Genomic DNA, 22787 nt, shown 5'->3' on the forward strand with positions numbered 1-22787 from the left:
GGTCTTCGAGTGTCCGGCGGCGCCTGGCCTCGGACACGTCCATCCCGCCGAACTTCGCCTTCCACTTGTAGATGCTGGCGTCGCTAACACCGTGCTCGCGGCACAGATCAGCGACCGAGACCCCGGTCTCCTGTTCCTTCAGGATCGCGATGATCTGCTCTTCCGAGAAGCGGCTGCGCTTCATGTCCTGGTCCTCTCAAGGGGCCAGAACGAACTTCAAACCGGATTAGAACCCAAGGGCAACGTCAGAGGGGTTCCAGGCTTCTGCATTTTGCCCGTCTCCAGATAAAATGCCTCAATGGCCTCGATCTGTGCACGCGTGTATTGCTTGATCTCGTGCGGGGCTGCATTTCCGCGCCGCCGCTCAGCATAGGCGCGTGCGTAGGCCTCGTCCCGTCATTCTTGAAGGATCCAAGAGTGCTACTCCAGGCAATAAAAGCTGACGCGCCGAATGAGTCCGCTGGACATTCCAGCGCTATTTTCCATCTTGGCTCCCGTTACCCGGCGAGCGCATTCTGATAAGTCGCCAAGTGGCGCTGTGTAGTGTGGTATTCCGCAACGTAACGGCGAGCGTTCATCTCTAGTTCCCTCCGAAGATCTTGTTCGAGAATTAACTTCTTTATCGCCGTATACCATGCGTCATCGGTGTTTTTGGCCACAAGACAGTTCTTTCCATGCTTCGCAACGCTTTTGTACGCAGGAACGTCCGAAACAACGAGTCCCATGCCAAGCGCGCTGCATTCAAGAAATTTGAGATTGCTCTTGCTGAGGTTGAAGGCGTCTTCGGCTAACGGAACAATGCCGATATCCCAATGAGTTCGCTTGAACAGCCATTCGACGAAATTCGGGTACTCCGTTCGCCTCGGCAATCCAATCTTCTCGCCAAATTTGATGGGCTTGTTTTCGAACGCGCCGACGACCTCGACTTTGACGCGCCCTGCAAACTCCGCGGCGATTTTGTGCATCGTAGATTCAACGATCGCCAAATCAGCGTCATGTGTTGGCGTGCCAACGTATCCAATCCGGATTAGCTGCGCGGATCGCCGGAAAGCAGCTTCCGGCTCAGGGCGCTCTTTGGCCAGATGCCAGGTCTTCGCATCGAGATAGTTTGGAATAGTCAAGACATTCGCATTGTACGCTCGCATGCGCGTCGCGAGTCGCGGCGTTGAAACAACAACGGTGTCAGCGGTGCGAGCCGCCCATATGATCTTGGCCTTCATCTCTTCAAAATCACCGTTGAAGTGCCGGGCGGTCAGCCCCGCTTCATCTAACAAGTCGTCGTCAATATCGAAGACGATACGCCCTCCGCCGGCGCGCCAATCCAAAGCCCATTGGTCCAGATCGGAAAGCGAAATTCCGGGAAGCCGACGCTGCAAGAGAGCGACCCCCGGCAATGAGGAAAGCTGCGGCAGTTCGCGCGCAGGGCAGATAACCGGCCTGTAATCGTTCAAAAGGCCCGACTGTTGGTAGGGTATCAATGCCCGAACGAACGCTGATCCCGTTGGCTTTTTGTCCCCCCTTGTATCGGGCACGACCGCAAGCGTTTTGAGTTGGGCCTTTGGGTTCGCCTGGCGGTGCTTAATAAGGGCTGTGGCGAAAATCGCTAACTCGCTGAGGGCTGCACCAGACACAGAGTAGCGAGATGCTTTGGCCAAGGCCGCAATCTGGAACGCACGTAGACGGCCGATGTTGGTGATTAAGGATGACGCGGCTTGATGGATGGAATCAGCATCATCTGGGTCAACAAGGATGGCGTTGGCCCCGTCCCTGGCGAATTCCGTCACCCCACCATGCTTAGTGATGATCGAGGTCGCCCCGCAAGCCATCGCCTCGAGAGCCGTTCGCCCAAACGCCTGATAATCGGACAGGTCAAGGAAAATGTCGGCTCGCTGCAGGACCTCGGCTACCTGGGGGCGGTTAAGCACTCCATTATTGGTATGCGAAAAATCTGACTCAATTCCAGTAAGCGCTTTGTCGCCAGGGTTACAGCCGAACGTCTCAATCTTGATTCGACCCGCGAACTCACCGGCCAAGCGCTTTAGTGCCTTCATGGTTCTCGCTGCGCCCCGTCGCGGCGTCTGCGGCCGAATCATGGCGGCCAGAGTGACGATATCCGGCCGCTTTTTCTTTGGTCGGTAAACAGAACGGTCGATGCTCGGCTGCACCTTATGAACGGTTACACCGTGCTCCGCAGCAACGGTCTCGCGTATCCAATCCGTCTTAGCAAAAAGGAGAGACCCGGGCACAGCCGTATATGAAGCGAACGCTTCAGCATACCTCGGGTCGTCTCGATCGTAGAACATCGGTTCGTAATCTTGGATGTAGTAAGCCGGGAGAACGTACTTCCGAGCAGAGCAAATCGCAGCGAGGTATTTCGCAGACGAATAAATCGTAGCTATAACGACATCGGCGTCCGGAGAAATTCTAGTGGTATCGCTGAAATCTGTGGCTTCAAGAACTTCTGCAATATTCTGAATATCTGTATACGTAGAGAGGTAAGAATGGTGCTCGACCGATCGCACCGCGACCTTGACGTTTATGCCGCGGCGCAGCATGTCCGACGCCTCTTGGACAACGGAATGCGAACCGCCGCCGCCGGGCCCCGCAGGTAAAAGGAACACGATCTTTTGTCGGTAAATATCGAAATCAGTCGCATCCTTGAATTGCGCGAGCCCGGTGCAAATTGCAGACCGGTGCTGTTCGAGATCTAGCGACTTCCTTGTAAAAGTCAGAAGGCTGTCCATCTTGGCTTTTGTGTGGAGTTTGTCTAACACCCTAGATGCGTTCGTCGATAGTTCCTTCCTAGAATCGTGGCCAAAGCTCCTAGATTTAGCATGGTAAACATATGTATCGTCGGAAATATTTAGTGTGAAGCCAGCATCTCTAACTCGAACACAATAGTCATTTTCTTCCCCGTATCCCTTCGGAAAATTGAGTTCATCCATAAAACCCACGGCGTCGATTACGGAGCGCTTGATCAAGAAGCAGAATCCATTCACGAAACCTACCGAAGGATAACGTTTTAAAGAAGTGCTTTCGACAATATCCGCCATGTCATTCACGGATACCCCTTGGGGTAGAGGGTTAATGGCGAACGTCTTATCGTCCGCGAATAGCGCGGGGACATTCTGCCAGCTGGCTGCATTGGAAAGAGGGCCTACGATTCCAATTCGAGGGTCGGATTTTGCGCACCGCAGAAGGCCATCGATCCAACTGCGGCTCACGATCGTGTCGCTGTTCAGCAGGATGACGAAATCTGCTTTGGATGCTTTAAGACCAACGTTGACAGATTTCGTGTAGCCGAGGTTATTCAAGTTATTGATCAAACTAAAATTAGTTTTGTTTTGGCAGAAATCTGTGAGCCATGCGGCCGTTTCTTGATTTGATCCGTCATTTACAACAATGCAATTGGCATTTCCGTCATTATTAGACTCGATCGACCTGAGACATTTCTTCACGTCACTCAAGGCGTTGAAAACTGGAACGATAATATCAACGGCCGCCGGCGGAAGCGTGAGCGGGAGATTGCTCACCCCCTCGCGCAACGCCGCCCGCTGGACAGGGAACGCATTCCTGCCTTCGGCTCTACCAGAGATCAGATAGTGTCGAAACGCTTCGATGCCCGCGTCTTTCACATCGCTATAATGAGCAAAGTATGCTTTCGCGTTGAACTTCGGGCCAGGATCGCGATTTAGGAGAAGTCCGATCATCGAAAAATGATCGAGCGGCGATAAATTTGTCAAACTGACATCGGGATAGGTCCTAGAATACCACCCCGCGTCGAAGAGATCGGAAGACTGGATAAGCTCAATTAATTTCTTATCGCTCTGCAAAGCCCGTCTCCAAATACCTTGGTGTTCATGTTGAGGTCGAGCGCCTTACCATAGCTAACGAGCGCTTCCAAGAAGCTGAACGAGCGGCGCACGAAGCGAGCCAATTTTGCGCGCCTAGAGAACCGTTTTGGATGGGCCTTATTCGAGCCCGCTATAATGCGGAGCGAACTAAGAACGGTCAGCGCTAGAGTGAAGAGACGAGGTTTACGTCGCGGAATTCTCGACTTTCTCGAGTTGGACATAAAATTCGAGGAGTGGCCTAGGGGTGTCCACAAATATTTTTATCTTATAAGGTATATTAAATTCAAAGCAAGTTGATTGAATCAATTCAATAAAGCCCGCTGGGGTGAACACCCAGCAATGGCAATCAACATATTTGCCGCTTTTGTGCTCTTCCGTTTGTCGAATAATACTGTCGCGATTATGCTTCAATCGAGAACTTGAAACTGCCGCCGGATAATCTTTCCACGCAAATTCTCGATCTAATATAACAACATTTTTTATATGATCGATAACCTGATCAAGCGACGGCCTCTTAGCTTTCTGGAAATAAGCATGTCTTATATCTTCGATAAACGTTTCTCTTCGAAGCGCATCGAATGTATATCGTTTGTCTGGTATCGCTAGACATAGAACGCCGCCGGCGCGAAGCACTTGACTTGTGTCACTTAGAAACCGAACCAAATCCGGTACATGTTCTATGACATGAGATGCGATAATGTAATCCATGGTCGAATCTCCGACCAAGTCGGGAAGCGTATTTTCGCCTAGCAAGATGTCGATGTCAGGAATTGAACTTAGATTTACGTGAGGATCATTAGCATATTTCGCCCGCAGCTGTTCGGCCGTGGCGTGATCTGCATAAAATATGGATGATTCTGAGCGTGAGATTAGTGGCTTATCTAGCGGACCAATTTCGATGCCCTTCGAGCTTGGGAGGGCCACACCACGAGCGATGACGCTTTTTCGATCCGTTGTCATAAAAAAGCTCGATAGCGGAGGAGAGCGCTTGATGCAATCTGATTGGCAGCAGTGCGACGCGGACCGCTGTGCTCACAATCGATCCCTCTTGAGCGAGAGAAAGATACAAGCGGGCAAAGCCCCAAACACCGACGCCGAATTCGGCAATGGTCCATGACTGGTCTATGTTCGCGTGCTTCTCGAACAGAGAGTGGCAAATCTAGAATCCTTTGGCGAAGGGTTCCACTGCTCGTCAACGCCCATTCTTACCCCGCCCAGTTGAATTTTCGACCCTAGCGCGAACGGCGCAGGCCGGGCTTTTTCATGTCCGGAGATATCCATGACTGCGCAGAACTTTGCGCCAGTTCTTTCGCGAGCGGAAGGCGACGGGCCCGGTTGATGCGCTCGATCTGCCGGCGGGCGTTGCCACATGACGGTCCTTGTCGCCCTCGCCGCCGCTGCGCGAAATTGGCCTTGGCAAGTCTGGGCCGTTCTCGGGCTCCTGCTCGCCTGCGGCCGCCATGGCTGCCACGAATACGATCGCGTCATGACGCCGCGGTCTCCACCGTCATCAAATCGAATGAGTGGGCGAAGGAGAAGGCCGATGCGGCATCGCAGCGTGTCGAGGATTGCGTGGCGTGTGGAATCGCGCTCGCGGCGTCTGCGTGCCAGACGGCCCCGGTCAATAGACCATGTGGGGTGATATCGCTTACAGCCTGCGCAGCGTCCGCGGCGCGACGCCAGCCGATATCCGCCGCATCGACATCCATTTCGAGCGCAGCGTCGCCGCCAGCTGCTGCCTAACGCAGACACGATCACACATCTGTGCCCGCCGTCGCCGCTGAGCGCGTCCGAGAATGCGCCTTGACAGAAATCTACCTCGACGTCATTATCGTTTGTATACGAACGAATTATTTTCATGCAGGCGAGTTGTCCATGTCCACCGCGACGAGCGCAGTTGTTCAGGATGACAAGATCCGGTGCGATGCGTGTCCGGTGATGTGCATCATCAAGCCGGGGGCGGTGGGCGCTTGCGACCGCTATGGCAATGTCGCCGGCGACCTGGTCCGAATGGAACCGCATGTCCTGCTCGAGCGGACGCTGGAGCAGGGGGGCGAACTCGTCCCCTTCGGCGCGTCCGGAGCCTGGAACGGTGAGATCGTCCGGCCGGGCGAGGCCTTCGTCACGGCAATCGGCGCAGGCACGACCTATCCGGACTACAAGCCGGCGCCCTTCATCGTCGCGTCGGAAGTGGATGGTGTCGATATGGTCACGGTCGTGACCGAAGGCATCTTCAGCTATTGCGGCGTCAAGGTGAAGATCGACACTGACCGGTTCCTTGGACCGGAGACGGCGACAGTCCGGGTCGACGGCGAAGCCATCGGCCACGTCACCACCGGCGAATACGGCTCGCAGATGCTGTCGCTGGGCGGCGTGCACCATCTCACCGGCGGCTCGAAGAAGGAGGGTCGCGTCACCTGTGACGCCCTTCTCTCGCTCAGCAACGGCAAGGCGATCGAACTCGCCATCGATGGCGGCGAGACCGTGATCGTGCAGGCCGGCAAGCCGCCGATCGTCAACGGTGTCACGGAAACGCGCATGCGCGTCGGCTGCGGTTCGGCGACCATCGGCATCTTCGCCAAGCAATGGCAGGGCAAGGTCGACGAGGTTGTCGTGGTCGACGATCACATCACCGGCGTGCTCTCGGAGCACCAGGCCGGCAAGCTTCTCGACATTCCCCCGACCGGCATCAAGCTCAAGGGCAGGCGCTCCACGCCGGGCCGTTATTTCCAGGTCGCGCAGCCCGGCACCGGCTGGGGTGGCACCAATATCAGCGATCCCCTGGAGATCCTCGGCCCCTTCGATCCGAAGGTCGCACGGCCGGGTCTTCGCCTGCTGATGGTCTCGACCACGGGCGAGCATTCCGCCTATTTCGAGCTCGACGAGGATCTGCGCCCGGTCGCGATGGAGATGCCCGCTGCACTGGTCGAGCCGGTCGAGCGTATCGCCGAAAACTGCGAGCCGGCGCTGTCGACCGTGCTCTTTATCGGAGGTGCCGGCGGCTCGCTTCGCGCCGGCGTCACGGAAAATCCGGTGCGGCTGACCCAATCGGTCAAGGATGCGCTGACCCATGTCACCTGTGGCGGCGCGCCGGTCTACATCTGGCCGGGCGGCGGAATAACCTTCATGGTCGACGTCACGCGGCTGCCGGAGAATGCCTTCGGCTATGTCCCGACGCCCGCCTTGGTCGCGCCGCTCGAATTCACCCTCACCCTGGCGGATTACGAGCGGCTCGGCGGCCATATGGATCATGTCGTGCGTCTCGAGAGCCTCAAGCCCGGAGGCCAGAAGCGCGTGCCGCAGCGCGCGGACAACCCCTGGCCCCTTGCCCCCGGCGCGGTACGGCTGCTGGGCTAGACGCCGGCCGGGCCTTTTTCATACTGCCATCCAGGGCCGTTGTGACGCGGCTGCCTAGGTCGCGCGTCCAGGTCTCGATGCTGGCACGACCGGCGGGGTCGCACTATAACGGCTCGCTGCTCCAGTCAGCGTGGGCTCGACGAGGGCGCCGCGTTCGGCAAGGCTGGTGTTTCGATCCGCGGCTGTGAAAGGTCTTTCCAGGTGGTGCAACGAGCCAAGGACCAAGCAGAGCCGGACCCCGCCGCCCCCCAGGACTATGATCTCTCCGAGCAGGTCGGCTTCATCCTCCGTCAGGCGAACCAGCGCCACGTCGCGATTTTCTCGGAGGTCATGGGCAGCGACCTGACCCCGACTCAATGGGCCGTTCTGACCAGGCTCTACGTCGATGGCGCCTGTTCGCAGAACGAACTCGGCCGCCAGGCGGCCATGGACGTCGCTACCGTCAAGGGTGTCGTCGACAGGCTGATCAGCCGCGAACTCATCGTCTCGCGCCCTCACCCGGACGATGGTCGCCGCGTCATCCTCGCCTTGACCGAAGCCGGGCGGAGCCTCACCCAGGAGCGGTTTCCCAAGGCCTTGTCGGTGAGCAAGCTCACGCTCCAGCCCCTCACCGTGCGACAGCGGGCCACGTTGCTGGATCTGCTGAAGCGGCTGCTCTGAGCGCACCTTCGGCCCCACCGAGATCGCCGATCCGCTAGCGTCCATCGCGGCTTGACAGTCCAGCCAGGTGCCGGGCAATGTCGTTCGCGTACATATGAATTGTCGTCGGCGTGTCGAGCTGCCGTCAGTGACGGCGGCTGTCGGTTGTGGCAGCGGCGACACTGCGGCCTTGCCCGACATCTGACTCAGGTGACGCGCGCCAGCTGGTGCCGCGTTGGCAGACATTTTGACGTCGAGCCGTACGGCGTCCATATCGCGGGAGAGTTTGAAGATGAGTTCAATCAAGGAATCTGTCGGCTTCATCGGAGTCGGATTCATGGGGCAGGGCATGGCCAGCAATCTGCTCGCCAAAGGCTTCCCGCTCACCGTGATGGGGCATCGCAACCGCAAGCCGGTCGAGGAGCTTGTCGCAGCCGGCGCCAAGGAGGCGAAAACGCCGCGCGAGCTGGCGCAAAACGCCACTATCATCTTCCTTTGCGTGACGGGATCGGCCCAGGTCGAGGCCGTGGTCAATGGTCCCGATGGAATCATCGCCGGTGCAAAGCCTGGCACCGTGGTCGTCGATTGCTCGACCTCCGATCCGACCGTGACGGTCAAGCTTGCTGCAGAGCTGGAAGCCAAGGGCCTGCATCTCGCCGATGCGCCGCTGGGCGGGACGCCGGCCCAGTCCGTGCTCGGCCAGCTCTCGGCTATGGTTGGCGCATCGCCTGAAGTCTTCGCCCGGATCAAGCCCGCCTGCGATGCCTGGGCCCAGAAGGTGGTGCATCTCGGCGCGGTCGGCGACGGCCACAAGATGAAGCTGTTGAACAATTTCGTCTCGCTGGGATATGCGGCGATCTACGCGGAGGCTCTCGCGCTCGGCCAGAAGATCGGCATCACACCGCAGACCTTCGACAGCGTCGTCGGCGGCAGCCGGATGGATTGCGGCTTCTACCAGACCTTCATGAAATACGTGCTGGAGCGCGACCGCGACGCGCACAAGTTCACGCTCAACAACGCCCTGAAGGATGTCCGCTATCTCGAAAGCGTCGCCAATGCCGCTGGCATGGCAAACCCGATCGGAAACGCCGTGAAGAACAGCTTCGCCGCCGCCGTCGCGAGCGGGAAAGGCGAGGATTACGTGCCGATGCTGTCCGACTGGATTGCCGGACTGAACGGTACGTCGCTCGACAGCAAGCACTGAACAGCGCGAAGGTTGCGCCGGCCGTTCAACGGCCGGCTGCACGCACCCGCTGCATCGGGGCAGGCCTGGCAAATGCGGATGGGTTCGCCCTGCGATCCCATCCGAACTTCATTCCAGGCGGCTGGTTCAGAGGCTCGCCAGCTCGGCGCTTGCCATGACGGGACTGCGAGCGAGCACACGCTCGAAGAGAGCGATGACGCCGTCCTTGTCGATCTCGTCGATCCAGAGGGCGTTGCGTGGACGCCCAGTGACGCCGAGCATGTCGACGACGGTCATGCCCGATGTGAGATCTGACCGGTGCTCGATCATGATGTTGAGCTTGCGGCCGGCAAACAGCGTCGGGTCCAGCAGATAGGCGATCAGGCAGGGGTCGGTCAGTGCAGTCTGGTCCTCGCCGTAGCCGTAGACCTCGATGCGCCGTCGGTTGAAGAACGAGACGATGTCGGAGGTCATGTGCGCCGCCGGTGCATCCAGCGCGCGCAGCCGCGCCAGTTCGGCGGGGCCGACGATGATCTGGCTGCTGGCGTCGAAGCTCAGCGCCGTCACGCGGCAGCCGCTCTCGAACACGACATGGGCCGCGTGCGGGTCGCAGGCCAGGTTGAAGGTCGCGCAGGGCGTGACATTGCCGCCCGAGCGCCGTGCTCCGCCTGCGACGATGATCTCGTCGATCTTGGTCGTCAGCGACGGGTCCTTGATCAAAGCGATGGCGATGTTGGTCAACGGCGCCAGGCAGACCAGGGTCAGCGGCACCTCGGCGGCGCGCAAGGCGGAGATGATGAAATCGACCGCGTGCTCGGGATGAGCCGGCCCGGTGGGCAGGCCGAGCGGCCAGCCATCCATGCCGGTCTTCCCATGGAAATCGCTCGCGTCGCGAAACGGATTGACGAGCGGGCGCGCGCAGCCCGCCCGCACCGGGATGTCGGCCCGACCGGCGGCGGCGCAGATCGCGCGCGCATTGCGCTCGCCCTGCACGACGTCGATGTTGCCGGCGACCGTGGTGACCCCGACGATGTCGAGCGCCTCGGGAGAGGCGAGCGCCAGCAGCAACGCCACGGCGTCGTCGTGGCCCGGGTCACAATCGATGATGATCCGACGCATGCTGGGCTCCCTCACCTTGCGCGCCTTACGACGAGATCACGTCGAGATACTGGGCTTCGGCCGTGGCCAGGTTCTTGCCGTACCACTCCTCGCTGACATGGATCTGCTTGGCGAGGTTGGCGGGTTCGCTGGGGTTGTAGCGGCGGAGTTCCTCGGGGATGAGCGCCGCGGCGGCGGGATTGCTGGGGCCCATGCCGATGAGCTGGAACAGCTCCGCCTGACGGACCGGGTCGAGGAACTGGGCGATCATCTCCATCGCCTTCTGCTTGCCGGCGGGATTGCCCTTGGGCACCATCCAGACGGCAGGCGCGATCACGGCGCCGTCCCAGATCCAGTCGATCGCACCGTTCGTCTCCTGGCGCAGGAGGTTCGTGCGGTTGTGCCACATATTGCCCATGACGATCTCGTTCTGGCGGAACAGGTCCTCGCTCTGCGAGCCCGACTTCCAGAAGATCGTGTGCTCCTTGATCTCCTTGATCTTGGCCAGCGCACGAGGCAGGTCGATCGGGTAGATCTTGTCGGCAGGCACGCCGTCGGCCAGCAATGCGCATTCGAGCTGCCCGGGGCAGCTGGCGCGCAGGCTGCGCTTGCCCGGGAAATCCTTGACGTTCCAGAAATCCTTCCAGGACGTCGGCGTCTTGCCCAGTGTCTTACCGTTATAGGCCAGGACATAGGAGAAGATGTAGTTGCAGACGGCGTATTTGTATTCGTACTCTTTCGGCACCTTGTGGCCGACGACGGCATAGTCGATCTCTTCGACCAAGCCGAGATTGCCGAGCATGATCGAACCGCCGACATTGGCGTCGATCACGTCCCAGATGACCTTCTTGGCGTCGGCCATGGCGCGGATCTTGCCCGGTGTGGGGCCGCTGCCGTCGATGATGAGCTTTGCGCCCAGCTTCTCCTGCGCGATCTGGCTCCACACCTTGGACAACGCGGTTGCAGCCGGGCCGCCCCAGTTCGCCACCACGATCTCGTTGGCGGCGGCGCTGGCAGACGTTGCGTCGAGCACGGGCAGGCCGGCCAGCGCCATCAAGCCGAGCATGATCTCGCGCCTGTCGGGCCTTGCCTGTCCCAGCTTCGGGGCGGCGGGGCCGGTTTGCGCTTCGGTGTTGCTGTTTGTTGTGTCCATGATTGGTCCCTCTCCACTATTTTATTGATTGGGCGTCAACGACCGCCTCTCATGGGGCGACGTCAGGTTTGGGCGCCTTTGCGCGATGCGACCTGCTTAAGCACGAGCAGCAGCATCGAGACGAGAACCATCACGGTGGCGACCGCGGCGATGATCGGATCGAGCTGATCGTTGATCCCGTCCCAGATCCGGCGCGGCACCGTCGTGATGCTGCGGCTCGCCACGAACAGGACCACCACGATCTCGTCCCAGGAATGGATGAAGGCAAGGATGGCGCCCGAGGCGATGCCAGGCGCGATGTTGGGCAGAAGGATCTTGCGCAGCGCCTGCAGCCGCGTCGCGCCCAGCCCACGCGCGGCGCGCAGCAAGGCGGGATCGAAGCTGGTCAGCGAGGCCGAGGTCGTGATCACGACATAGGGGATGCCGGTCACCGCATGGGCAAGGATGACGCCCAGATAAGTGTCGAGCAGATCGAGGTCGATGAAGAGCCGGTAGATGCCAAGCGCGTAGACGACGCTGGGCACGATCAGCGGCAGCAGAAGCAGGACGCGCACAGGCGTCGCAAGCCCGGTGCCGAGCTGCCAGCAGCCGACGGTGGCAAGCCCCCCCGCGATCACCGCCAGGAGGGTCGAGAGGACGCCGATGACGGCACTCTGCCCGAAGCTGGCGAGCCATTCGCTGCTGCTGAACAGCCGGGCATAGTGCTGAAGCGATAGCCCGTGCTCGGGCAGCGACAGATAGGTCTTGTCGGTCAGCGAAACCGGCAGGACCACGGTCATCGGCAGGATCAGGAGAGCCAGGACCAGCCAGTTCGCACTGAGCGTCCAGCGCGAGGGCATCATCGGATCGCGTGCGCTCATGAGTGGCCTCCACCGAACAGACGCCGGGCACCGATGGTCCAGGTCACCAGCCCCAGCAGCACGACGACGGCCGCGACCAGGATGGTGGCCAGCATCGTGCCCAGGCCCCAATTGACGAGCTCGACGATCTGGAGCCGGACATATTCGGCGATCATCAGCGTCTTGCCTCCGCCCAGGATCGCGGGGATGACGAAGAAGCCGAGCGAGTAGACCAGGACCAGCGCGGCCGACGCGACGATGCCGGGCACGCTCAGCGGCAGGAAAATGCGCTTGAAGGCCTGAAAGCGATTGGCGCCGAGGCCGCGCGCCGCCATGACCGCGCGCTGGTCGATGTCGCGCATATTCGCAAACAGCGGCAGGATGGCATAGGGCAGCATGTAATGGACCATGCCGATCACGACGCCGATCTCGTTCCAGACCAAAGCGAGCGGAGCGTCGGTGATGCCTATGCCCTGCAGGACCGTGTTGACCACGCCTTCGCGCCGCAGCACGACGACCCAGGCAAAGGCCCGGACGAGCGCTGAGACCCAGAGCGGCACCACGACGAGGATCAGGGTCCAGCGCCGCACGCCCTCTGAGCCCGCCGTCATCGCGTAGGACACGACATAGCCGAGCAACACCGCCACGGCCGTCGTCATCAGGCATATGCGCGCCGTGGTCCAGAGCACGCGCTGGAGCGAGGCGCTCGTGACCAGTTGCGCATAATTGCCGAATCCCGGGGTCGGCTCGGTGACGCTGATGAACAGCACCTGCACCAAGGGATACAGGTAGAAAACCAGCATCAGGATCACCGCTGGCGCGATCATCGCGGCGGAGAAACGGAAATCGGCAAATCGGGCGCGCCTGGCGGCAGCCTCCGCTCCAGGCCAGGCCTTCGTCCCGTTCGCTACCATGTCAGTCATGGCTGACGCTCATCGTGGCCGCGGGATCCCAGCTGAGCCAGACGGGGGCGCCGCGCGAGAGCGTCGACAGATCCTGATCTGCCGACACCGTCGCGTCCATCTTAAGGCCTTTTCCCGCATCGACGGCGATATGGCGTTGCGCACCGGCATAGGTGGTGGACAGCACGGTGCCGGGCACGGCGTTGACCGCCTGCGATGGCCGCTGGGCGGAAACGCTCAACTTCTCGGGGCGCAGTGCCAGCAAGAGGCTCTGGCCGGGCTTCGCATCGATCCCGGACAGGGTCAGATCCTGCTCACCGAGCCGATAGGAGAGACCGCCCTCCCGCTGCCCGGTGATGGTCACCTCGAAGAAATTGCTGCGCCCCAGGAAATCCGCGACGAAACGCGTCCGGGGGGCGGCATACAGGGCTGTCGGGCTACCGGTCTGTTCGAGGCGCCCCTCACGCAGGATGGCGATCTCGTCCGACAGGGAGAGCGCTTCCTCCTGGTCGTGGGTGACGCAGACGAAGGTCATGCCCAGCCGCTGGTGAAGGTCGCGCAGCTCGCCCTGCACCTCCGTCCGAAGCTTCTTGTCGAGCGCGCTCAGGGGCTCGTCGAGCAACAGCAGTTCGGGCTCGAAGGCCAGCGCCCGGGCGATCGCGACCCGCTGCTGCTGCCCGCCGGAGAGCTGCTTGGGCATGCGCTCGGCGAGCGCGCTGAGCTGGACCATGTCGAGGACGCGCTTCACGCGATCCTGGATCGCAGCCTGTCCATGGCCCCGGACATCGAGCGAGAACCCGACATTCTGCGCGACGGTCATGTGCGGAAACAGGGCGTAGCCCTGGAACACCATCCCGAAATTGCGCTTCTCGGGCGGCTCATGCGTGATCGGGCGGCCGCCGACCAGAACCTCGCCGGCGCTGGGCGAGACGAAACCCGCGATCATCATCAGCAGCGAGGTCTTGCCCGACCCGGATGGGCCGAGAAGGGTCAGGAACCGGCCCCGCTCGACGCCGAGCGAAACGTCGTTGACGACGGTCGTGGCACCATAGCGCTTGGTCAGCGATCGTAATGCTAGAAATTGACCCATTTCCATCCCCTGAGGGCTTTTCGCCATCGTTGTATAATCGTTCGCATACCAATGATATTGTGTCAAACCTCCCACAAGAATCATAGGCCGATGACGAGCGATCTCGGCACCTCCTATGACGGCAGGGGGAGTTGGGGAAGGTGTGAACAGGCCTCGGCCGACCCCGGCAGGGATCATGGAGACCTACTGCGCCATGGCGCCCGATCCGAGAAACTCCGCGTAGCTTCAAGGATATTAAAGGCTTACGCAATTCTGGCGGCACCCCGATATGGGGAACGAGCCCCACCTTTGGCGATGGCCCGGCGCCAGATCGACCGGCGTGCTGTCTCCGCTATCGGCCTGCGAGCCGAGACCTTATGGCAGCAAAACGGTTCCGCTTGACAGCCATCGAGCGTACGACCATTCTCATTCGTATACGAACGAAGATGATACTCGCCGGGCATCTCGTGCGGCGACCGATATGCTCGCGGATCCCCGTAATTGCGACGTTGCGGATTGGAGCCATGCCCGAACAGCCCTCGATGCGTCTTCTGCCGGACGGCAAGCGACTGCACCTGCGTCAGGGGCCCATCGACCTCGTCATCCAGGCCGAAGGCGAGCCCGCCGCCGTGCGTGACGCCTACATGGCAGCCGGACACCGGTTCGAAGGCCTGCTGGCCGGGCTTTGCGACGAGCTTGCCCTGCTTCGAACCCCCGTGACGGAAACAGGGCGGCGTCCCGAAGGCATCGTCGCCCGTCGCATGCACGCCGCGGTCCTGCCCTTCGCGGCAGAGCGCTTCATCACGCCGATGGCCGCCGTGGCTGGCGCCGTCGCGGAGGAAATTCTCGGCGCGATGACCGCCGCAGCGCCCCTGCGTCGCGCTTTCGTCAACAATGGCGGCGACATCGCGCTTCATCTGGCCGGGGGAGAGAGCTTCCGCATCGGCCTCGTGGACCGGCCGGACCGGCCGAGTCTCTTCGGCACAGCCATGATCGCGTCGGCCGACCCTGCGCGCGGCGTCGCGACCAGTGGCTATCTAGGGCGCAGCTTTTCGCTGGGGATCGCCGAGGCGGTCACGGTGATCGCACCGACCGCATCCATGGCCGACGCCGCGGCCACCGTGATCGCCAATGCCGTGGACCTGCCCGGCCACCCTGCGATCACCCGCGTCGCCGCCGACACGCTCCAGTCCGACAGCGATCTCGGCGACGCACTCGTCACCCGCCAGGTCGGCGCCCTCTCCGAGCCCGAGATCGAGCAGGCGATCGAGGCCGGCCTGACGCAGGCGGCCGTGCTGCTCGGGCGCGGGCTGATCTCTGCCTGCGCCATCCAGCTTCAAGGCCGGAGCCAAACTCTGGCCAGCGAAACCTTCACCAAGAACACCATGAGGAAACTTGCCCATGCCTGATGTCGCGATCCGTAAGCTCTCGGTCGTCGTCGAGACGATCTTTCACGAAGGCGGCCCTGTCGCGGGAACGCCGCTCAAGCGCGGGGCAGCGATTGCCGTGATCGCCAACCCCTTTGCCGGCCGCTACGTCGCCGATATCGCCGGTTTCATGGAGGATCTGCAGCCGCTGGGCCTGTCGCTCGCGCGCCAGCTGCTCGATGCGCTCGGCGGTGATCCCAAGGCTATCGAGGGCTATGGCAAGGGCGCCATCGTCGGCGCCGCAGGCGAACTCGAGCACGGCGCGCTCTGGCATGTCCCCGGCGGCTACGCGATGCGCGAGATCCTCGGCGATGCCAAGGCGATCGTGGCCTCGACCAAGAAGGTCGGCGGCCCCGGCACGCGTCTCGATATCCCGGTCACGCACGTCAACGCCTCCTATGTCCGCAGCCATTTCGACGCCTTCGAGGTCGGCCTGACCGATGCGCCCAAGGCAGACGAGTTGCTGTTTGCGCTGGTGATGACGACGGGTTCGCGCATTCATGCCCGCGTCGGTGGTCTGAAGGCCTCCGAGATCAAGGGCGAGGACGGCCTGCGATGAGCGCCAATATCCGCAAGATCGTCACCATCGTCGACGAGACCCACTCCGAGATGGGCCGCGCGGTCGAGCCGGCCGTGCGCCGCGCGGCCGCCATCGCGGTGATCGCCAACCCGTTCGCCGGACGCTACGAGGCGGATCTCGAGCCTCTGATCGCGATCGGCGAGGAGCTGGGCGACCTGCTCGGGCGCCACGCACTCACCGCGCTCGGCATTCCCGGCGAGCAGGTCGAGGGTTATGGCAAGGCCGCGATCGTCGGCGAGAACGGCGAACTCGAACACGCCGCCGCCATTCTGCATCCGAAACTCGGCGCGCCGCTGCGCAAGCTGCTCGGCAAGGCTCCGGCCCTGATTCCCTCGGCCAAGAAGCGCGGCACGCTCGGCGCCGTGCTCGACGTGCCGCTCGGCCACAAGGCGGCGGCCTATGTCCGCAGCCATTTCGACGGCATGGAGGTGCGCGTAGCCGATGCTCCGCGCGCCGACGAGATCCTGGTGGCGGTGGTGCTGACCAGCGCCGGACGCCCGCTGCCGCGCATCGGAGGCTTGAAGACCGACGAGATCAAGGGCGAGGACGGGCTGCGCTGAGCACCCGCCCCTGCTGACGACCGGAGCGGGCCGCCTTTCAGCGAAGGGCGGCCCGCGCTTTGTCGACGGTCTGCGCGATACCGTTCCACGCTGGCTGCCCCGGCGCGAAACGCGTGCGCAGATAGGCTGCGAGATCCGCGATCTGGCCGTCGTCGAGCGCATTGCCGAAGGCCGGCATCTGGCCCGTGCCATGGCCACCGCCCTGCATCAGCATGTTGACGAGGTTTGTCGGCGTCGCCGCATGCAGCTTCGTGCTGAGGCCGAGCGCCGGGCCCTGGTTAGCCAACGGCGCGATCCGGCCCGTCTCGTGGCAGGCCGCGCAGGCGCCTTCATAGAGCCGCGCCGCCGGCGACACCGCCGGTTGGGCAGCAGACACCGTTGCCTTCAGGATCGCCTCGCTGCGTGCGGCGGCCTCGGCTTCAGGTATCGGCGTGCTCAGCGAGGCGAGATAGACCGACATCGCGCGGATATCGGCGTCGGGAAGCGCCTTCAGTTCCTCGACAACCGGAGCCATTGGCCCAGACGCCGTGCCATGCCGGGCGGAGTGGCCCGTGCGCAGATAGGCGAAAAAGTCCGTCTCGCTCCAGGGGATCGGTGAAGGCGAAGCGGCGGTCAGGGCGGGAGCATCCCAGCCCTCGGCCTCCCCGCCTGCGAGATAGGACGCGCCGGCCTTGACGGCTCCGACCGCGTTGCGCGGCGAGTGGCAGGCGCTGCAATGGCCGAGCCCGTCGACGAGATAGCGTCCCCGGTTCCATTCCGCCGAGCGCCCCGGCTCCGGCTTCACCTGCGTATCGCGGTTGTAGAGCAGGTTCCAAATCGCCATCGGTGGGCGCAGGTTGAACGGAAACACCAACTTGCTTGGCTCATTGGCACGCGAGACCGCCGGCTGCGACATCAGGAACGCATAGAGCGCCTGCATGTCGGCCTCGGTCGTCTTGGCGAAGTTCGTATAGGGAAACGCCGGGTAGAGCTGGCTGCCGTCGCGATGGATGCCCGCCCGCATCGCCCGCTCGAAGGCGGCATAGGACCAGTTTCCGATGCCGGTCTCAGGATCGGGCGTGATGTTGGTGGTCATCACGGTGCCGAAAGGTGTCTCCAGCGCGAGACCGCCGGCATAGCGGTCGCCATCCCTACCGGCGTGGCAGACTGCGCAGGCACCGAGCGCTGCAAGCTGGCGCCCCCGCTCGATGGTCGCGGCCGACCATGTCGAGGGCTCGGGCCGGGCAATGGGCGCGATCTCCGGCGCCAGCGGCAACGACACCGCCGCAAAGGCGGCGGCTGCCGCGGCCGCCCCACCGAGTTTGCTCCAGAAACCAAGGCCGCGCTTGCGCCTGGCTTGCGGCGGTGCAGGCAGGACCGGGCGACCGTTCAGCCCGGCCAGCACCCGCTCCGGCGTCAGCGGCAATTCGCGAAAGCGCACACCAGTGGCGTCGAAGACCGCGTTGACGATGGCCGCCGCGCTGGGAACGGAAGCGGATTCGCCGGCCCCGAGCGGCGGCTCGTTCTGGCGCTCCATCAGCATCACGTCGATGGCCGGCAATTCGGGGAAGGTCAGGACCGGATAGGCGCCCCATTCGCGCGCGGCCACCGCCGTGGTTTCGGAGAACGTCACCTCCTCGCGCAGGACACGGCTGGTCGATTGCACGACATTGCCGTGGATCTGGTGCTGCACCCCGGCCGGGTTGATCATCATGCCGGTATCCTGGCCGACGACGACGCGGCTGACCGTGACTTCGCCTGTCGTGCGGTTGACCGCGACATCGGCGACCCAGGCAGCCCATGCGGCCCCGACGCCTGGCCAGTTGCCATGGACATAGCGAGCCTGCGCAAAGCCGCGCCCATGAAGAATGTCGCCCTCGGCCCGCATGCGCGGGCCAATATGAGGTTCCCAGCCGGCGCGCTCCGCGGTCGCTCGCGTCAGTTCAGCTGCGCGTTCGTCGGTGATGTGCCGCAGGCGGAACGCCACCGGATCGGCGCCTGCCTCGTGGGCGAGTTCGTCGATATAGCTTTCATGCGCGAAGACATTGGGCAGGGCCGAGACGCCGCGCAGCCAGGAGGCCCGCACGATCGGCGCCATGTCATAGGCCGTGACCCGGATGTTCTCATAGGCATAGGACGGCCGGGCCGTGCGGTCGCCCATCTTCAGCGTCGCCGGCTGGTTCGGGATTCGCCCGGTCAGCAGCAGCGCCAGCGTCGGGGCGGCGTTGGAGGGGTAGCGCGTGTGGAAATCATAGGCTGCAAGCGAGCCGCCGGGCCCCAGGCCACCAGCGATGTCCATCAGCTGGCCCGCCCCCTTGGGCTCCCAGAGATGCTCCTGCTCGCGAGTGAGCTGGACGCGCACCGGCGCACCGACCGCGCGCGACAGCAGCGCGGCGTCGGCCGCGACATCGTCGGCGCAGTTGCGGCCATAGCAGCCGGCCGCCTCGTGGCGGATCACCTCGATCCTCTCCGCGGGAATGCCCATGAGCAGGGCGAGATCCGAGCGCAGCGGGTAAGGATTCTGACTGCCCGTCCAGACCGTGATACCGTCGGCGCGGACATCGGCCACTGCGCAGGACGGCCCGATGGAGCCATGCATGTGGTAGGGCCAGACATAGGTCCGGTCGAGCCGCTTCTCGAGCGTCGCCAAAGCGGCGTCGACATCGCCTTCGTCGACCAGCCTGCGGGCGGTCGCCGGATGCGTGCGCAAGGCGTTCTCGACGTCCCGCAGATCGCTCGGCGCTGGAAACTCCCTCCAGCGCGTCACAAGTTCTTCTGCCGCGCGCGCGGCCTGCTCCTCCCGCTCGGCGACCACGCCCACGAAGTCGCCTTCGACGACAACGGCGCGAATGCCCGGGATATGGGCGATGGAGTCGCGCTCGACCGCGATCAGGCTGCGGCCGACGAAATCTCCGCTGTCGAGCCCGGAATAGGGTGGGCGCACCACGCGGCCATGCAGCATGCCGGGCACGCGGACATCATGCACATAGACAAACTGCCCGGTGACCTTGGCCGGGATATCGACGCGCTCGACCGACCGGCCGACGATGCCATGGCGCTCGACCGGCTTGAAATCAGCAGTCTCGGCCAGCGGAAGCAGCCGGCGTCGATTGCCCAGCAGCGACTGGAGGCCGAGCGCAGGTTCCGTCTTGCCGGCCCGCCCGACGATCCCGTCGACGATGTCGATCTCGTCGCCTCGGCACTCCAGCGCCGCAGCGGCGAGCGTGATCAATTCGCTCCTGACCTGCGCGGCCGCGATGCGCAGCGGGATCGCCGTGACCTGAATGGTCTCGCTGGCGATGGTAGCGCCCTGGTCTGGAGTCTGCTCGGTGTCGCCGAGCACCATCTCGACCGCAGCGAACGGGAAATCCAGCTCCTCGGCGACGATCTGGGCCAGAGCGGTGCGGATACCGGTGCCGAGATCGACATGGCCGCAGAACGCCGCTACACGCCCCTCCGCCGTCAGGCAGAGATGGATGTCGAGGCCGTCCTCCGCCGTCGCGTCCGTGGGAACATGCTTGCGCGGGGACACGATGGCGATGACCCCGCCGCGGCTGAGCAGGGCACGTCGGGCAAGCGGCGGAACCCCGTGCGTCACAATCCGGCTCCGCCGGACGGCCAGCCGCGCTGCGCGGCGAGCATCACCGCCCGCACGATCTCCACATGGGTGCCGCAGCGACAGAGATTGTAGCGCAGCGCCTCGCTCACCTCGCTCTCGCTTGGTTGGGGTCGCACATCGAGGAAAGCCTTGGCCGTCATCACCATCCCGTTGATGCAATAGCCGCATTGGGCCGCCTGCGCGTCGATGAAGGCCTGCTGGATCGGATGCGGAGCCTCGACCGTGCCGAGCCCCTCCAGCGTGACGATATCGCGTCCGGCGGCGAGCCGGACCGGATAGACGCAGGCGCGTGCCGCCACACCGTCGAGCAGCACCGTACAGGCGCCGCATTCCCCGAGGCCGCAGCCGAATTTCGGGCTGTTCAGAGCGAGATCGTTGCGCAGGAAAAAGAGCAGCGGCGTGTCGGGCTCACCCTCAACGTGGTGCTCGGCGCCATTGACGCGCAGGGCGAAGCGTCGCGGGGCCCGCGTCATGCGAACTCGCATATCCGTGCAGTATCCACCCTCGCCGCCCCCGAGCGCTTCGCCATCATTCGTATGCAAATGAGATACTAGCGATTCCAGACGAGCCGCAATCGCTTTCTCTCAAGACGTCGCCTAGTGCGTGACGACGAACGGGACCTTCTCGGCCGGCGGCGTATTGCGGCTGATGCCGGAGCGGACGATCCCGTCGATCACCACCATGCCGACGCCCGGCAGATCGCCCAGCTGGATGCTGTGCAGGAAGTTCGTGCCCGCGGAATGCTGGGCCTTGTCCATGAAGACGAAATCGGCGGAGCGGCCGACCTCGATCAGGCCGCAATCGAGATTGCGCATGCGCGCGGTATTGCCTGTGGCGAAGCAGAACGCGATCTCGGCGGGGACATCGCCGAGCGAGGACAGCATCGAGACCATGCGGGCGATGCCCAGCGGCTGCACGCCAGAGCCGGCCGGCCCATCGGTGCCGAGAATGACGCGCTGCAATTCGCCCATCTCGCGGGCGACGCGCAGGGTGTAGAGGGCCGCGCGCTCATTGCCGTTATGGACGAGTTCGAGTCCGCGCTTGCAGCCCTCGCAGATGCAGCGGATCTCGCGGTCGGGCAATGCGGTGTGGCCGCCATTGATGTGGCCGACGATGTCGGTGTCGGCCTCGAGCACGACATCGGCGCCGATCAGGCCCGAGCTGGGGATCGAGGGACCGCCGGTGTGGATCGTCGACTGGATGCCGTACTTCCGGGCCCAGGCCACCATCTGCTTGGCCTGCGCGCCGTCCTTGACGCCGCCGAGACCCACTTCACCCAAAAGCTTCACGCCGGCATCGGCGAGATCCTTGAAATCCTGCTCCAGCATGCCGGGCTCGATCACCGGCGCGCCGGCATGGATCTTGACGCCGCCGGGCCGAAAATTGGTGAAGGCGCGCTGGGCATAGATCGCCATCGCCTTGAGCCCGACAATGTCCTTGGGACGGCCCGGCGTATGCACCTCGCCAGCCGAGATCATGGTGGTGACGCCGCCATGCATAGTCGAGTCGATCCAGCCGATCTGGTTCTGGCGCGGCGTCCAGTCGCCGGCGACCGGATGAACATGGCTGTCGATCATTCCGGGCAGCAGGACGGAGCCATTCGCATCGATGATGCTGTCGGCGCTGTCGGTATCCAGATCCTTGAACCGACCGAAGGCTGCGATCCTGCCGCCAATGGCGACCAGCGTGTCCGCCTCGAGGATCGGGTTGTTGATGTCGCCGCTCAACAGCAGGCCGATATTCCTGATGACCAGCTTGTGGTCGGCCTTGATCGTCGCTGCCTGCTGTTCCGCCATCATAGCCTCCGCCGTCGCGCTGCGCTTGTTTTCGGATGATTGACAAGCGCGAAACTTGCAATCATATCGTTTGCGTACGAACGATTTTGAGCAGGCATTTCCAGGCCTGTCAAGCTCGGAGGATGGGCATGTCTTTCGCCGTAACCGACGCCTGCATACGCTGCAAATACACCGACTGCGTCTCGGTCTGCCCGGTGGATTGCTTCTACGAAGGCGAGACGATGCTCGTCATCAACCCGGACGAATGCATCGATTGCGGCGTCTGCGAGCCCGAATGCCCGGCCGAGGCGATCGTGCCCGATACCGCGGATGGCGCGCAGCGCTGGATCGAGCTTAACGGCCGCCTCGCGGCAATCTGGCCCAACATCACCGATCGCCGTGAGCCGCCCGTCGATGCCGACGACTGGAAGGGCGTCCCCGACAAGCTGAAATTCGTCCCCGAAGCGTCCGCCTGAACGCTGCTTCACTCGCCTCAAGCCTTAGTGAGACTGATCTGATGAGCAACTATTTCGAGGAGACGGTGCTGAGCGTCCATCACTGGACGGAGACGCTGTTCAGCTTCACCACGACGCGCGACACTGCCTTCCGCTTCAAGAACGGCCAGTTCACGATGATCGGGCTCAAGGTCGGCGAGAAGCCGTTGCTGCGCGCCTACAGCGTCGTCAGCACCAACTACGACGAGACGCTCGAGTTCTTCTCGATCAAGGTTCCCGATGGCCCCCTCACCTCGCG

The 22787-nt window shown here is 62.9% G+C and carries 18 protein-coding genes and 1 pseudogene; 8 read left to right on the top strand and 11 right to left on the bottom strand.

Features of this window, described 5'->3' with window-relative positions; all coding sequences use genetic code 11:
- From AC1D2L_RS25010 to AC1D2L_RS25020, 3 genes are all read right to left on the bottom strand, one after another.
- On the bottom strand, nucleotides 1–184 hold a 184-nt coding region (locus tag AC1D2L_RS25010; RefSeq protein ID WP_476848613.1), incomplete at its 3' end, for a transposase.
- A gap of 313 nt (nucleotides 185–497) precedes the next feature.
- A complete protein-coding gene (locus tag AC1D2L_RS25015; protein WP_476848614.1) occupies nucleotides 498–3833 on the bottom strand; it encodes a glycosyltransferase in 3336 nt (1111 codons plus the stop codon).
- 204 nt (nucleotides 3834–4037) lie between these two features.
- Nucleotides 4038–4814, bottom strand: coding sequence for a methyltransferase domain-containing protein (locus AC1D2L_RS25020; RefSeq protein WP_476848615.1), 777 nt, complete (start codon nucleotides 4812–4814; stop codon nucleotides 4038–4040).
- Between the two features lie 915 nt (nucleotides 4815–5729).
- Between AC1D2L_RS25020 and AC1D2L_RS25025 the strand changes: the two genes are divergently transcribed.
- The 3 genes from AC1D2L_RS25025 (at nucleotide 5730) to AC1D2L_RS25035 (ending at nucleotide 9054) form a co-directional block, all read left to right on the top strand.
- The gene (locus tag AC1D2L_RS25025) at nucleotides 5730–7211 is read left to right on the top strand and encodes a 6-hydroxynicotinate reductase (protein ID WP_476848616.1); all 1482 of its coding nucleotides are present in this window, start codon (nucleotides 5730–5732) and stop codon (nucleotides 7209–7211) included.
- A 201-nt stretch (nucleotides 7212–7412) separates the two neighbouring features.
- Nucleotides 7413–7871: a MarR family winged helix-turn-helix transcriptional regulator gene (locus AC1D2L_RS25030; protein ID WP_476848617.1), complete on the top strand. Its 459-nt coding sequence runs from the start codon at nucleotides 7413–7415 to the stop codon at nucleotides 7869–7871.
- 271 nt (nucleotides 7872–8142) lie between these two features.
- Complete coding sequence (locus AC1D2L_RS25035; protein WP_476848618.1) at nucleotides 8143–9054, top strand: NAD(P)-dependent oxidoreductase; 912 nt, start codon at nucleotides 8143–8145, stop codon at nucleotides 9052–9054.
- A gap of 126 nt (nucleotides 9055–9180) precedes the next feature.
- Here AC1D2L_RS25035 and AC1D2L_RS25040 read toward each other — a convergent pair whose 3' ends face one another.
- The 5 genes from AC1D2L_RS25040 to AC1D2L_RS25060 all read right to left on the bottom strand — a co-directional run bounded on the left by AC1D2L_RS25040 (nucleotide 9181) and on the right by AC1D2L_RS25060 (nucleotide 14115).
- Nucleotides 9181–10152, bottom strand: a complete 972-nt coding sequence (locus AC1D2L_RS25040) for a nucleoside hydrolase (RefSeq protein ID WP_476848619.1) — start codon at nucleotides 10150–10152, stop codon at nucleotides 9181–9183.
- Between the two features lie 25 nt (nucleotides 10153–10177).
- Nucleotides 10178–11284 (bottom strand): ABC transporter substrate-binding protein, encoded by a 1107-nt coding sequence (locus AC1D2L_RS25045; RefSeq protein ID WP_476848620.1) that lies wholly within the window; start codon nucleotides 11282–11284, stop codon nucleotides 10178–10180.
- Between the two features lie 62 nt (nucleotides 11285–11346).
- On the bottom strand, nucleotides 11347–12144 hold the full coding sequence (locus AC1D2L_RS25050) for an ABC transporter permease (protein WP_476848621.1): 798 nt from the start codon (nucleotides 12142–12144) through the stop codon (nucleotides 11347–11349).
- Entirely contained in the window at nucleotides 12141–13046 is a 906-nt protein-coding gene (locus tag AC1D2L_RS25055) for an ABC transporter permease (RefSeq protein WP_476848622.1), read from the bottom strand. The genes AC1D2L_RS25050 and AC1D2L_RS25055 overlap by 4 nt, the downstream gene beginning before the upstream one ends.
- Entirely contained in the window at nucleotides 13039–14115 is a 1077-nt protein-coding gene (locus tag AC1D2L_RS25060; RefSeq protein ID WP_476848623.1) for an ABC transporter ATP-binding protein, read from the bottom strand. The genes AC1D2L_RS25055 and AC1D2L_RS25060 overlap by 8 nt, the downstream gene beginning before the upstream one ends.
- A 503-nt stretch (nucleotides 14116–14618) precedes the next feature.
- Between AC1D2L_RS25060 and AC1D2L_RS25065 the strand changes: the two genes are divergently transcribed.
- The 3 genes from AC1D2L_RS25065 to AC1D2L_RS25075 are packed head-to-tail and all read left to right on the top strand — an operon-like array spanning nucleotide 14619 to nucleotide 16661.
- Nucleotides 14619–15503: a UPF0280 family protein gene (locus tag AC1D2L_RS25065; protein WP_476848624.1), complete on the top strand. Its 885-nt coding sequence runs from the start codon at nucleotides 14619–14621 to the stop codon at nucleotides 15501–15503.
- A complete protein-coding gene (locus AC1D2L_RS25070; protein WP_476848625.1) occupies nucleotides 15496–16080 on the top strand; it encodes an amino acid synthesis family protein in 585 nt (194 codons plus the stop codon). The genes AC1D2L_RS25065 and AC1D2L_RS25070 overlap by 8 nt, the downstream gene beginning before the upstream one ends.
- Complete coding sequence (locus AC1D2L_RS25075) at nucleotides 16077–16661, top strand: amino acid synthesis family protein (RefSeq protein WP_476848626.1); 585 nt, start codon at nucleotides 16077–16079, stop codon at nucleotides 16659–16661. Before AC1D2L_RS25070 ends, AC1D2L_RS25075 begins: the two co-directional genes overlap by 4 nt.
- Nucleotides 16662–16698: 37 nt before the next feature.
- Here the strand turns inward: AC1D2L_RS25075 and AC1D2L_RS25080 are convergent, their stop codons facing one another.
- The 3 genes from AC1D2L_RS25080 to AC1D2L_RS25090 form a co-directional block, all read right to left on the bottom strand.
- The gene (locus AC1D2L_RS25080) at nucleotides 16699–20238 is read right to left on the bottom strand and encodes a molybdopterin cofactor-binding domain-containing protein (protein ID WP_476848627.1); all 3540 of its coding nucleotides are present in this window, start codon (nucleotides 20236–20238) and stop codon (nucleotides 16699–16701) included.
- Nucleotides 20235–20732, bottom strand: a complete 498-nt coding sequence (locus tag AC1D2L_RS25085) for a (2Fe-2S)-binding protein (protein WP_476848628.1) — start codon at nucleotides 20730–20732, stop codon at nucleotides 20235–20237. The genes AC1D2L_RS25080 and AC1D2L_RS25085 overlap by 4 nt, the downstream gene beginning before the upstream one ends.
- Nucleotides 20733–20855: 123 nt before the next feature.
- Nucleotides 20856–22055, bottom strand: a complete 1200-nt coding sequence (locus tag AC1D2L_RS25090) for an amidohydrolase family protein (RefSeq protein WP_476848629.1) — start codon at nucleotides 22053–22055, stop codon at nucleotides 20856–20858.
- A 128-nt stretch (nucleotides 22056–22183) separates the two neighbouring features.
- Here AC1D2L_RS25090 and fdxA point away from each other — a divergent pair, with 128 nt between their 5' ends.
- Complete coding sequence (gene fdxA / locus AC1D2L_RS25095; RefSeq protein WP_476848630.1) at nucleotides 22184–22510, top strand: ferredoxin FdxA; 327 nt, start codon at nucleotides 22184–22186, stop codon at nucleotides 22508–22510.
- A 41-nt stretch (nucleotides 22511–22551) separates the two neighbouring features.
- Nucleotides 22552–22787: pseudogene (locus AC1D2L_RS25100) on the top strand (ferredoxin--NADP reductase); the annotation flags it as partial.

It is taken from the genome of Allobosea sp. P1_B10, assembly GCF_056406735.1.